The sequence below is a fragment of the Caballeronia udeis genome (assembly GCF_001544555.2).
In the GTDB taxonomy this organism is placed as follows: domain Bacteria; phylum Pseudomonadota; class Gammaproteobacteria; order Burkholderiales; family Burkholderiaceae; genus Caballeronia; species Caballeronia udeis.
Window position 1 is genome coordinate 1 of record NZ_FCOK02000137.1, and the last position, 12,181, is coordinate 12,181.

At 61.2% G+C, this 12,181-nt stretch carries 14 protein-coding genes; 7 read left to right on the forward strand and 7 right to left on the reverse strand.

All coding sequences use genetic code 11. The annotated features are described in order from the left end of the window. Positions 1 to 132 precede the first annotated feature (132 nt). From AWB69_RS43895 to AWB69_RS43920, 6 genes are all read right to left on the reverse strand, one after another. Complete coding sequence (locus tag AWB69_RS43895) at positions 133 to 348, reverse strand: hypothetical protein (protein ID WP_031357276.1); 216 nt, start codon at positions 346 to 348, stop codon at positions 133 to 135. A gap of 163 nt (positions 349 to 511) precedes the next feature. Continuing rightward, on the reverse strand, positions 512 to 1,303 hold the full coding sequence (locus AWB69_RS43900) for an ABC transporter ATP-binding protein (RefSeq protein WP_062093019.1): 792 nt from the start codon (positions 1,301 to 1,303) through the stop codon (positions 512 to 514). Positions 1,304 to 1,342: 39 nt separating this feature from the next. Continuing rightward, entirely contained in the window at positions 1,343 to 2,158 is an 816-nt protein-coding gene (locus AWB69_RS43905; RefSeq protein WP_082913863.1) for an ABC transporter permease, read from the reverse strand. A gap of 12 nt (positions 2,159 to 2,170) precedes the next feature. Continuing rightward, positions 2,171 to 3,007: an ABC transporter permease gene (locus tag AWB69_RS43910; protein WP_062093020.1), complete on the reverse strand. Its 837-nt coding sequence runs from the start codon at positions 3,005 to 3,007 to the stop codon at positions 2,171 to 2,173. A gap of 29 nt (positions 3,008 to 3,036) precedes the next feature. Further along, on the reverse strand, positions 3,037 to 4,104 hold the full coding sequence (locus AWB69_RS43915; protein WP_062093021.1) for an ABC transporter substrate-binding protein: 1,068 nt from the start codon (positions 4,102 to 4,104) through the stop codon (positions 3,037 to 3,039). Positions 4,105 to 4,204: 100 nt separating this feature from the next. Further along, positions 4,205 to 5,131, reverse strand: a complete 927-nt coding sequence (locus AWB69_RS43920) for a TauD/TfdA dioxygenase family protein (protein WP_062093022.1) — start codon at positions 5,129 to 5,131, stop codon at positions 4,205 to 4,207. Positions 5,132 to 5,460: 329 nt separating this feature from the next. Here AWB69_RS43920 and AWB69_RS43925 point away from each other — a divergent pair, with 329 nt between their 5' ends. Beyond that, entirely contained in the window at positions 5,461 to 5,676 is a 216-nt protein-coding gene (locus tag AWB69_RS43925; RefSeq protein ID WP_062093023.1) for a hypothetical protein, read from the forward strand. A 158-nt stretch (positions 5,677 to 5,834) separates the two neighbouring features. Here the strand turns inward: AWB69_RS43925 and AWB69_RS43930 are convergent, their stop codons facing one another. Then, positions 5,835 to 6,494, reverse strand: coding sequence for an NADPH-dependent FMN reductase (locus AWB69_RS43930; RefSeq protein WP_062093029.1), 660 nt, complete (start codon positions 6,492 to 6,494; stop codon positions 5,835 to 5,837). A 373-nt stretch (positions 6,495 to 6,867) separates the two neighbouring features. Here AWB69_RS43930 and AWB69_RS43935 point away from each other — a divergent pair, with 373 nt between their 5' ends. The 6 genes from AWB69_RS43935 to AWB69_RS43960 all read left to right on the forward strand — a co-directional run. Beyond that, positions 6,868 to 7,899: a methionine ABC transporter ATP-binding protein gene (locus AWB69_RS43935; protein WP_062093030.1), complete on the forward strand. Its 1,032-nt coding sequence runs from the start codon at positions 6,868 to 6,870 to the stop codon at positions 7,897 to 7,899. Continuing rightward, complete coding sequence (locus AWB69_RS43940) at positions 7,889 to 8,542, forward strand: methionine ABC transporter permease (protein ID WP_062093024.1); 654 nt, start codon at positions 7,889 to 7,891, stop codon at positions 8,540 to 8,542. The genes AWB69_RS43935 and AWB69_RS43940 overlap by 11 nt, the downstream gene beginning before the upstream one ends. A 54-nt stretch (positions 8,543 to 8,596) precedes the next feature. Further along, complete coding sequence (locus AWB69_RS43945; RefSeq protein ID WP_062093025.1) at positions 8,597 to 9,391, forward strand: MetQ/NlpA family ABC transporter substrate-binding protein; 795 nt, start codon at positions 8,597 to 8,599, stop codon at positions 9,389 to 9,391. 241 nt (positions 9,392 to 9,632) lie between these two features. Next, positions 9,633 to 10,649 (forward strand): ABC transporter substrate-binding protein, encoded by a 1,017-nt coding sequence (locus tag AWB69_RS43950; protein ID WP_062093026.1) that lies wholly within the window; start codon positions 9,633 to 9,635, stop codon positions 10,647 to 10,649. Between the two features lie 56 nt (positions 10,650 to 10,705). After that, complete coding sequence (locus AWB69_RS43955; protein WP_062093027.1) at positions 10,706 to 11,695, forward strand: quinone oxidoreductase family protein; 990 nt, start codon at positions 10,706 to 10,708, stop codon at positions 11,693 to 11,695. 115 nt (positions 11,696 to 11,810) lie between these two features. Then, positions 11,811 to 12,181, forward strand: a 371-nt coding sequence (locus tag AWB69_RS43960; RefSeq protein WP_156529200.1) for an MFS transporter, incomplete at its 3' end; no start/stop codon positions are given.

Below are 12,181 nucleotides of genomic sequence, written 5' to 3' on the forward strand. Positions count from 1 at the left end.
ATGCTGGTATCTCCCGTTTCGTTGATACCAACATTCTACGCAAACATAGTTCAGTTAACAACGGAACGGAACACTAGGACTGGTTGATGAAACACCGCCCTCCGTGACTGCGGGGGGCAGCAAGAAAAAACGTCAGGCGCGCGGCAGCCGCCGATTGTCGATCCACATGCGAGCCCAGCGCGCGGCATAGGCAATGGCGAGATCGGATTCGAAGAAGTAGTCGAGTGCGTCGAATACGTAAGCGCGCTTTTGCAGCGACGCTTCGTCCTGGATCACGAGATTGGCGGCGAACAATCCGCTGGGCAGCGCTTGTGCTGCAGGAGCTACTTCATAACCCTTGTAATGCATGCTTGTTTTACCTCCGGTACACAATGCAGTGGATGCATGTGTCCCAGATTAACCAGCCGGGAAGCACAAGTGAAACAAGCATTTGGCAGAAGCAAATCCGTTGTCGCCAAGGATTGGAAAGAAGAAAAGGTTGCGAAGCATGTGCGTGAGAGAACGCCTCGGATCAGACTGCTGCGGCCGCGTCCTGCGGCACGCTGAAGTCCGCGAGTATTTCATCGCGCAAGCGCACGAACGCGGCATCGCTGCGACTGCGCGGGCGCTCCAGATCAACCTTCACGATCTTGCCAATACGCCCCGGCCGCGCCTGCATGACCACCACGCGGTCTGCAAGAAACACGGCTTCGTCAACGTCATGGGTGACCAGGATCATCGTGATCCGCTCGTGTTCCCAGATGCGTCGCAACTCGTTTTGCAGACGGCTGCGCGTGAGCGCGTCCAGCGCGCCAAACGGTTCGTCGAGCAGCAGCAGCTTCGGCCGGTTCACCAGTCCGCGGGCGATGGCCACCCGCTGCGCCATGCCGCCCGAAAGCTGATGCGGATGATGCTTTTCATACCCCTTCAGGCCAACCAGCGCAATATGCTCGGCGACCGCACGGCGGTTCTCTTCCTTGCTGCGCCCTGAGTTCTTCAGAGCGACCGCAATGTTCTGCTCCGCGTTGAGCCACGGAAACAGCCGGTGATCCTGGAACACGATACCGCGCGCAAGGTCGGTGGTGCGAACGCGTTCGCCGCTGAATTCGATGTCGCCGTCGAATTGGTCGTCGAGTCCTGCAACCAGGCGCAGCAGCGTGGATTTGCCGCAACCGCTCGCACCCACGATAGCCACGAACTCGCCGCCTTTTACCGACAGGTCGATGCGATCGAGTACGGGCACCGAGTGGTCATCGCCGGAAAAACGCTTCGTGACATGATGCAGGTTGAGCTCACTTGCTGAGGAAACGGAGACAGTCGCCATGACGATATGGACTCTTTATGAAATAGGGAAAATGCGGAATCAAGCCGCCGGATCGCGGAACCAGCGTTGCTGGATCGCGCGGGCGAATGCGTTCAACGCCCAGCCGGTGATGCCGATCACGATCACGCCGAACACCACGAGATCCATCCGGAACTGTTCGCTGCCGTCGACCAGCGTGTTGCCGATACCGCTGCCGGCAACCAGCAGATATTCCGCGCCGAGCGTTGCAAGCCATGAATAGATCAGCGCGAGATAGATACCGGTGAAGATGGACGGTAACGCAGCGGGCAGCACGGCGTATCTGACTGTCTGCAACTTGCTGTAGCGGAACACGCGGGCGACATCGAGCAGTGCGGGGGAGACCGCGCGGATGCCGTCGCTCGTATGCGCGACTACGGGAACCAATGCAGCAAGCGAAAGGAAGACGACCTTCGCGACATCGCCGAGACCGAACCACACGGAGATCAACGGTATCCATGCAAACAACGAGACCTGCTTGAACGCATTGAAGCTGGGACCAATCAGCCGGTTCGCGAAGGGCGAGACACCGAGCAACGCGCCAAGCGCGAGCCCAAGGCTTGCGCCGAGCGTGAACCCCGTCAGCTCGCGTGCAAGCGATGCCGAGAGTGCACGCCACAACGCGCCGCTTCTCGCCTGGTCGATAGCGGTATGCAGCACCTGAGCGGGCGAGGTCATCATGCCGTGCCCGGCAACAACATGGCGCGAGACAAACCACCAGGCGAAGAGGGCGGCAACCGGGATGACCCAGCCGCGCCAGCGTCCGGCTTTACCCGGCTCACTGGAAACCGCGATAGCTCCGGAGCCGGTTTCAAGTTCAAGAGACGGTGTGGCCATGTCGATGCTCCTTCAGGCCAGCCGCGCGGGCGACAGCTTGTGTTCGAGAACAGTGAGCAGGCGGTCCGCCGCATACCCGATCACACCCACGATCAGCACCGACGCAAGCACCAGATCGAGCTGGAATAGCTGCCGTCCGTACACGATCAGGTAACCGAGCCCTTCCGACGATGCCACCAGTTCGACCACGACCAGCGTGAGCCACGCCTTGGTAAATGCAAGCCGGATACCGGTGCCGATGACCGGCACGGCCGAAGGCAGGATCACGTTGAAGATCGTCTGGCGGCGTGAATAACGGAAGACACGTGCAACATCGAGATACGCCGGCGGGGTACGGCGAAATCCCTGCAACGTGCTCAAGGTAACCGGAACGAGCGCGGCATGCCCGATCAGCAAATACTTCAGCGGTTCGCCTATTCCCACCACGATCATGAGGAACGGCAGCCAGCCCAGCACCGGCACCTGTACGACGGCGTTGAAGCTGGGCAGGATGTATGCCTCGGCTGTGCGCGACAGTCCCAGCCATGCGCCAAGTAATAAGCCGAGCACAACGCCACCCGTGAAGCCCACTGCGATCCGCGACAGGCTCGCGCCAATATGCATCCACAGTTCGCCGCTGCTGGCGAGGCCGCCGAGGGTATCGAAGACAAGGGTGGGCGAAGGCAGGATCTGCGGCGAGATCCAGCCGTAGTGCGAGCCGAGCACCCACAACACGGCACAGGCCACGGGCACGAGCCAGGGCAACGCGATCCAGGCAAGCGATCGCGCCACGCTCGCAGTGTGACCGTGCGTGCCGTCGAGCGACACCCGTCGGCCTGGATTCAAAGTGCGGGCAATGCTGTTCGCCATGACCGGATTCTCCAGAAAAATTCAGACGTTCACGATGCCAGCGGCTTGCCGGACGGATCGAGACGCGGCCAGTAGTTCTCGAGCTTCAGCGTCTTCAAGGCCTGATCGAGATACTTCGGTTCGAACCAGCCGCTCACGCTCACAGGCTGGCGGATCAGGTTGAGACGCAGCGCGTCGTCGGCAACGGCCTGATAGCGGGCCACGATGAACGGATCGATCAACGGCGAGGTGCGGTCCTTGAGCGTCTGGTTCGCGTATTCCGATTGCCACGATTCCACCGGCACACCGCTCTTCGCCCACAGCGCGAAGAGCGCGTCGCGATTGGCTTCATCCGAGGACCACTGCGACGCTTGCACGACGGACGTCACGACTTTCTGCACGATATCGGCGTGGTCATGGTCGAAGTCGTCGAGAACCAGGAGATGCGCCTGGCGCGTGTACTGCAGGCCGCCGTCACGCGATGCGTAGATGATCTTCGCGAGACCCTGCCGCTGGAGCTTGAAAAGCTTGAAGTCGAGAAACACCGCATCCACGCCCTTCGATGCAAGCGCGGCTTGCGACGCGGCATCGTCGAGATTGATCACGCGCAGATCGCGTTCGGAGAGACCGTTCGCCTTCAGCACGTTGTCGACCACAAGCTGCAGGTTGGTGCCGCGAAAGATCGCGACGCGCTTGCCCTTGAGGTCCTTGACGCTCTTGATGTCGGAGCCGGGCGGCACGGCCAGGTAGACGCCCGTGCGCACGCCGGATTCCAGCAGCAGTTTTGTCTTGAGGCCATTCGCGCGGCCGAGCACCGCAGGCAAGTCGCCCTGATAGGCGAAGTCGATCTGACGATTGGCGAGCGCTTCGTTGACCGCGGGCCCGGCGCCCTTGAAGAACAGCCATTCCACCTTGACGCCGTCGGGTTTGAGCGCGTCTTCCACCCGGTGCTGTAACTGGGCGGTCGCGGCTGGCGAGCCGCCGAACACGGGCGGATCGCCATAACCTTGCGTCGCCACGCCGATCCGGACGACGGCAGGGGCGGCGGCCAGGACGCTCGTGGCGGCAAGCACGCCCAGCGAAACAATGAGGGAATGGAAAAGGGATCGTGGGGTCATTGAATTCGCAGAGAAGATGCAATGAAGACGCAATGAAGGGGAGGCGAAAGGCAGCGCTTATGGACAACGTGAAATGCCGGCAGCGCTGGCGGGTGCGCGATCAGTTGGGCACAGACGTACCGCGCAACGCCTGGCTGCGCCGGCCGTCGATACCCACGGGCACGTCGCCATGCACGGTCGCGCGGCGGACCACGCGGCGCGCGCTCTCGTCGTAATCCGCTAGCGCGTAGTGCTGGGTCGCCCGGTTGTCCCAGATCGCCACGTCGCCCTGGGTCCAGCGCCAGCGCACCGTGTTTTCGAGGCGCGTCACGTGGTCGTGGAAGAGCTCTTTCAGGCGGTCCGAGTCGCGCTGGGACAAGCCGACGAAGCGCTGCACGAAATGCCCCAGCACGAGGGTGCGTTCGCCCGTTTCCGGATGTACCCGCACGACCGGATGTTCGGTTTCATAGACCGTCGACGTGAACTGGTCGCGATACGCCTGCTCCGCGTCGGTCACGGGCGCGGTCCGGTTCGCCGCGTAGTCATAGGTATTCGTATGAACGGCCCACAGGGAGTCCGCCAGGGCCCGCAGCGGGTCCGGCAGGCGGGTGTAGGCCTCGGCTGTATTGGCCCAGACCGTATCGCCGCCAGCGGGCGGAATCACGACGCCTCGCAGGATCGAGATCTTTGGATAGGCCGGCACGAAAGTCACGTCCGTATGCCACGAATTGGCGCGCCTGCCGTCCTTCGAGTCGAGTTCGAGCAGACGATTACTGCCTGCAACCGATGGCACTGTCGGATGTGCGACGGTCTCGCCGAAGCGGCTGGCGAACGCTTCCTGCGCGGTGTCGTCCAGATGCGACTGGCCGCGAAAGAAGATCACCTTATGCCGCAGCAAGGCGGCGTTGATGGCCGCAATGGTCGAGTCGGCCAGAACCGCCCCGAGGCGCACGCCCCGGATTTCGGCTCCGATCCGTCCGCCCACCGGGTGGACGTCCAGGTCCAGCGCGATCGAGGGTTCAGCGGCAGGCGTGGCGATGAGGGTCATCGGGTGCTCCTTGAGGAATCGTTGGATATCGTCGTGTAGCGGGATGCTCTGCGCTGGTGCAGGCAGGGAAGTCACAGCGCCAATAAATTGAAGCATCCGTGCGCGGGCGCGGCAACGAAGCGATTGGACTTTGCTTTACACACCGGACGTGGGTCGTTTATGAGGAACCCTTGATGAAACTCCGTGAAACGCTGACTTAATATTGGGGACAGGGTTTCTATTGATCGTCAGATATGCAAATGAATAAAAGATGGTTTCCGCCGGTCCAAGTTTGACCTACCGTGTACTTAGCGGTAGCCGATACCGGAACGCGTTCAAGGAGAACTGCGATGTCTGAACCGAGAGCCATTTTCAGGAGCTGGGGCAGTGAAGTGCTGCGGCACTGGCGCGAGCGGCGTGCGCTGGCGGCCAGTCATTCGCACGAGGCGGCGCGCGAGCCGTACGATCTTGAACGCATCGCAACGTGCGCATGCAGTGGTTATTTCCACACGGGTTATGCGCTCGATCCGTTTGTCTTTACGCCCGAGTTGCCGTTCAGGGATTGAACACAGGAGCCGGCCGGAAACCGGCGTGGAATCCTGAATAAATAAGCGGCGAGCGGTGAAAAGCGTTCAAGGCTGCCCGGAGCTTCGAACTGGTGTAGCTGGTAAAGGCAAGCTGGTAAAAGCAAAAACGCCCGGTGTGAACTGCACCGGGCGTTCTTTTAATCGGAGATAGCCTGTGCGGCCGAGGTGGACCCCGCCGACCTGGCATTGCGCAGATCCAGTTCGCCCAGTGCATCGCGTGCGTTGAACGCCAGCGCAAACTGAGCAGCCTGCCGGCCCACCGTCGCCAACTGCTCCGCGACCTTCGGGTCCGAGCAGGAGTCAATTGTCTCGAAGCGCGTTTCCAGCGAGTTGACCGCTGCGCCGTAGGGCGTCGGCCAGCCGCGCAACGCATGCACGATCGAACGCAGGGACGTGAGCACGGCACCACCGCCTTGCCAGCCATAAGCCGTCACCACGCAGCCCACCGCCCGGCCGTCGAGGTAGGGGCGCTTGTCGTTGCTGAGTTCCTCCAGCGTGTCCAGCGCGTTCTTGACCAGCCCCGAGACGCCGCCGTGATAGCCCGGTGTCCCAATGATGACCGCATCCGCTTCGCGCACAGCCTCGATCAGTTCGAGCTGTTCCGCTGTGCGTTCGCCGTGTTCGGGTGCGTAGTGAGGGAGCGAGTGCAGGAACGTGCCGCCGAACAGGCGTGTGCGGGCGCCTTCGGCTTCGGCGCCGGCCAAAGCGATGCGAAGTGCACGTTCAGTCGATGAGGCCGCGCGGGTCGTGCCGCCAATGCCGACCACGAGCGGCCGGCGAAATTCAAAGCTCTTCAACGAAATACTCCCGGGAGTGCAATGGAGCCGCGCTTGGCGCACCGGTTCGTACGCAAAAGCGCCGCAGCGTACTAAGGACGATGCATGAGGATCATGCATGGATCATGCCGCCATCTTAGCTATCGATTTTGCGCGATGGAACCGAGCTTTGCTTGAATCGATATGAGCATTGCGTATTTCGAGGGCGATCCACGCCGCTGAAGGCCCCGCCACGCGGCCCTCATATGGATAAGTAATTAGCCTTGCGCAATAGATTATTAAAGCCGTCGCACCGGTTACGTTAAACTTTCGCCTCTTGAGAACCAGGGATGAACGGCGGCCGGCTGCCCGAGCGAACTTGCTCAACGGGAAGTCCGTCGCTTTTTTTGTTTACATGATCGAAATACGCAATCTGTCGCAACGCTTCGCGGGCCCACGAGGCTGGATCGAAGCCTTGCACAACGTCAACCTGACGATTCCGCCGGGCGAAGTGTTCGGCATCATCGGTCGCAGCGGCGCCGGTAAAAGTACGCTGGTACGCACCATCAACCTGCTGACACGGCCAAGCGAAGGCAGCGTGATCGTGGACGGCCGCGACCTCACCACGCTGCCCGCCGCTCAATTGCGCACGGCGCGCCGTGACATCGGCATGATCTTCCAGCACTTCAACTTGCTGTCGTCGCGCACGGTGTTCGACAACGTCGCGCTGCCGCTCGAACTGGCCGGCATGAAACGCGGCGAGATCGAGTCGACGGTCTTGCCGTTGCTGGAACTCGTCGGGCTGACCACGCAGAAAGATCGTTATCCCGCCCAGATCAGCGGTGGCCAGAAGCAGCGCGTGGGGATTGCCCGGGCGCTTGCCAGCAAGCCCAAGGTGCTGCTCTCCGACGAAGCCACCTCCGCGCTCGATCCTGAAACCACCCGCTCCATTCTTGATCTGCTGCGCAAGATCAACAAGGAACTCGGCCTGACGATCGTTCTGATCACGCACCAGATGGACGTGATCAAGCAGGTCTGCGATCGCGTAGCAGTGCTCGATGCCGGCCGCGTCGTAGAGGAAGGCAACGTGGTCGACGTCTTCATGCAGCCGCATCACGAAGTCACGCGCGCGTTGATTGGCGACGTGATCGCGCACGAGTTGCCGCCCGCGTTGAAGCTGCGCGTGGCCGAGCGCCTGAAAACCGGCGGCCATCTGCTGCGGCTCGCGTTCACCGGCTCCGGTGTCGACCAGCCGATCCTCTCTGAAACAATCCGCCGCTTCGAACTGGATTTCAACATCCTCCACGGCCAGATCGACGAGATCCAGGGCCAGGCATTCGGCTCGCTCGCGGTGCTCGCGGCGGGGACGCCGGCGAACGTGGCCGAGGCCATCGCTTATCTGCGTGAACAGGGTGTGGTGGTGGAGGAGATGTCCCATGTTGAGTGAAATGTTCGATATGTTCGTCCAGTCGTTCTGGGAAACGCTCGTGATGGTGGGCATTTCCGGGCTGGTCGGCGCGGCCCTGGGGCTGCCGTTGGGCGTGCTGCTGTATCTCACCGACCGCGACGGCGTATTGCGTAATCTCGCGGTGAACCGGGTCATGGGCGGTGTCGTGAATGCGGTGCGCTCTACGCCGTTTATCATTCTGCTCGTCGCGGTGATCCCGTTCACGCGACTGGTGGTCGGCTCGTCGATCGGGACGGCTGCAGCAGTCGTGCCGCTGACTATCGCGGCCGCGCCGTTCATCGCGCGGCTGGTCGAAACCGCGCTGCGCGAGGTCGATCGCGGCCTGATTGAAGCCGCGCAGGCCATGGGCGCAACGACCAGCCAGATCGTGTTCAAGGTGTTGTTGCCGGAGTCCCTGCCGGGGGTCGTCGCCGGCCTGACGATCACGTTCGTGTCGCTGGTCGGGTATTCGGCAATGGCCGGTGCAATCGGCGGCGGCGGTCTGGGCGACCTGGGCATTCGCTACGGGTATCAGCGGTTTTTACCCGAAGTGATGCTGACGGTGGTGGTGATCCTGATCGTCTTCGTGCAGCTTGTGCAGTCGCTGGGCGACTGGCTCGTGCGCCGTCTCAGTCACAAATAAGCAGCCACAAATAACCAGCCGCAAATTTTTTTATAAAGCTCAAAAGGTTAGTCAATGCAACGTCGATTCATTCTCAAGCTGGCCGCTGTTTTCAGTGCAACGGTTCTGATCGCCAACGTCGCGCAAGCCGACGAAACCATCAAGGTAGGCGTGACCGGCGGTCCGCATGCCCAGGTCATGGAAGTCGTGAAGCAGGTGGCCGCGAAGAATGGCCTGAACATCAAGATTGTTGAATTCTCCGATTACGTCCAGCCGAATGCGGCGCTGGCGTCGGGCGATCTCGACGCGAACAGCTATCAGCACGCGCCGTATCTCGACGCGCAGGTGAAGGATCGCGGCTACAAGCTGATCAAGGTTGCTGATACGGTCACGTTCCCCATGGGCATCTATTCGAAGAAGTTCAAGTCGCTGGCGCAGTTGCCGGAGGGCGCGCGCATTGCGGTGCCGAACGATCCGACCAACGGTGGCCGGGCGCTGTTGCTGCTGCAAAAGAACGGCTTGTTGAAGTTGCGCGCCGATGCAGGCTTGAAAGCCACACCGCTCGATATCGTCGATAACCCGAGAAAGCTGAAGATCGTCGAACTGGACGCCGCGCAAATCCCGCGCTCGCTTGCCGACGTGGACGCCGCCGCGATCAACACGAACTTCGCCATGGAAGCCGGGTTGAAGCCGAAGCAGGACGCGATCGCGATTGAAGATCCGAATGGCCCGTACTCGAACATCATCGCGATTCGTGCCGTGGACAAGGACAAGCCGTGGGTGGCGAAACTCGTGGCCGCCTATCACTCGCCGGAAGTGAAGCAGTTCATTGAAGCGAAGTACGCGGGAGCGGTGATCGCCGCCTGGTAAGCCCAGGGTCAGGCAAGACGCTGTAACAAAATCAGCACATAAAACGCGCTCTCTCCCTCACGGGTTTGAGCGCGTAATCGTTTGCGCACGGCCAACAAGCACGGCCAATTCTGCGGTCCAAGGGTAAACGCCGATATTTTCCCACCCCGGCAGAAAGCAGGCAGAAGGCTTTGCCTTCTTATACTTGCCGCACATTAGAACAAGATGCCGGTTTGCCACGGATAGAAGGAGACGTTGCCCAATGCAGTTTTCCACCCGCTTTTTCGCGCTCGCTTGCACGCTAATCGTGCTGTTGTGCGGCGCGGCGCCCGCCCGGGCGGAAAAGCTGACGCTGATGGCGGGAGGAACGTCCAAGATCGTCTATCTGCCTTTGATCCTTGCTTCGCAACTCGGTTATTTCAAGGACGAAGGGCTCGAATTCGAGATCCTGTCGCAGCCGGCCGGTGTCGATACCGCGACGGAACTGCTTGCCGGCGCGATCCAGGGTGCGGTCGGTTTCTACGATCACACCATCGACCTCCAGAGCCGCGGCAAGGATGTCGAAGCGCTGGTCGTGTTCAGCAAGAGCGCGGGACTGGTCGAACTGGTCTCGAAGAAATCCTCGGCGGGGTTCAACACCATGGCCGACGCGAAAGGCAAGACGCTGGGCGTGACGGGACTGGGATCGTCGACGAACTTCCTGACTCACTATCTTGCCGCCCGCGCCGGGTTGTCGCCGAAGGAATATTCGGTGTTGCCCGTCGGTTCCGACGAGAGTTTTTTTGCGGCGATGGATCAGGGCCGTATCGACGCCGGCATGATCGAGGAGCCGGGCGCGAGCCGGCTGCTGGCGAGCGGCGGTGCGAAAGTGCTGGTGGACATGCGTAGCACCGCGGGCACGGTGGCGGCGTTGGGCGGCCCGTACGTCGGCCCCTGTTTCTACGCTGAGCGAAGCTGGGTCAACAAGCATCCCGATGAGGCGCAGAAAGTTGTACGCGCGATGGTGCGCTCGCTTGCGTTCATCGCGAACCATAGCGCTGAAGAGATAACGGCCAAGGTGCCACGCGATTTTTATGGACCGGACAAGGCGCTTTATATCAGCGCGCTGAAGTCCTCCATGCCGATGTTTACGAAGGATGGGCGCATGCCGGACGGGACGCCTGCTGCGGTGCTGAAGGTGCTCACGCTGGCCAATCCGTCGATTGATCCACGCCATATCGATCTGTCGAGGACCTATACGAACGAGTTCGTGGACCGCGTACAGATAGGCCCTCAGTAACGGGGAAACAATGACGTGGAACCGGCGGCTCATTTCCCTCTATTCGAAGCGATGCAATGAAAGCGATACGCATAGAACAGTACGGCGGACCCGAAGTCCTGATTCATGAGGATATCGAAGTTCCTCAACCAGGGCGTGGAGAGGTGCTGGTCAAGGTCAGGTGCGCTGGTGTCAACTTCATGGACATCCACACGCGCCAGGGGAAATACAAGGTGTCGCGGACGTACCCCGTGAGAATTCCCTGCACGCTTGGCATGGAAGGCTCCGGTGATGTGGTTGAAACCGGTGCGGGTGTCACGTCGTTCGAACCGGGAGAGCGGGTTGCGTGGTGTATTTCGTGGGGCGCTTACGCTGAATATGCAGTCGTGCCGGCTACACGGCTGGCACGAATTCCCGATTCGATTCCCTATGATCTCGCCGCTGCCGCGATCTTCCAGGGGTCGACCGCCCATTACCTGATCGACGATGTCGGCCATGTCGGCGCCGGCACCACCTGCCTGATCCATGCAGCGTCCGGCGGTATCGGCCAGTTGCTGGTGCAGTTTGCCAAGCGTCGCGGCGCGACGGTGTTTGCCACCACCAGCAGCGAGCAGAAGGCGGACATCGCTCGCAAGCTCGGTGCGGATCAGGTGATGCTTTACGACGAAGGCCGCTTTGCGGACCGTGTGCGGGAAGCGACCGGTGGCCGGGGCGTGGATGTGGTGTATGACGCGGTTGGCCGCACGACGCTGCGCGACAGTTTCCGCGCCACCCGCGTGCGCGGGCTGGTCGTCAACTACGGATCGGTGTCGGGTTCATTGAACGACCTCGATCCCATTGAACTGGGCGAAAGCGGCTCGCTGTTCCTGACGCGTCCGCGGCTGGCTGACCATCTCGCTGACCAGGAAACCGTGCAGCGCCGCGCAGACGACGTGTTTGCGGCGCTTGGCCGTGGTTCGCTGAGCATCGCCATCAGCGCCCGCTATACGCTCGATAACGTCGAGCAGGCGCATGCCGAGCTTGAAGAGCGGCGCCAGTTGGGCAAGTCGGTATTGATGATTGGATAGGTACCATCAATGCGTCCGGCGCAGTTGCGCCGGTCGTTGTTAATTGTTGTCGAATGCAGTGACTGTTGTCGCCATCGTGCGCCGGCACACCGCATCCTTTGAGAAGGTCAAGTTCATGTCCTCACACGCTATGTCCGCAAATGATTCGAAATTCAAGTCGGTATTTCGGGTTGTCAGCGGCAATTTCCTCGAAATGTATGACTTCATGGTCTATGGCTATTACGCCTCGGCCATCGCCAAGACCTACTTCCCGAGCGGTAACGAGTTTGCGTCGCTGATGCTCGCGTTGTCCGTGTTCGGCGCCGGTTTCCTGATGCGGCCGATCGGTGCAATCGTGCTTGGCGCGTACATCGATCATCACGGAAGGCGCAAGGGCCTGATCCTTACCCTGGCGATGATGGCCGCCGGTACCTTGCTGGTTGCGGTGATTCCGGGCTACGCGACTATTGGCGTTCTCGCACCGATCATCGTGTTGCTCGGGCGGTT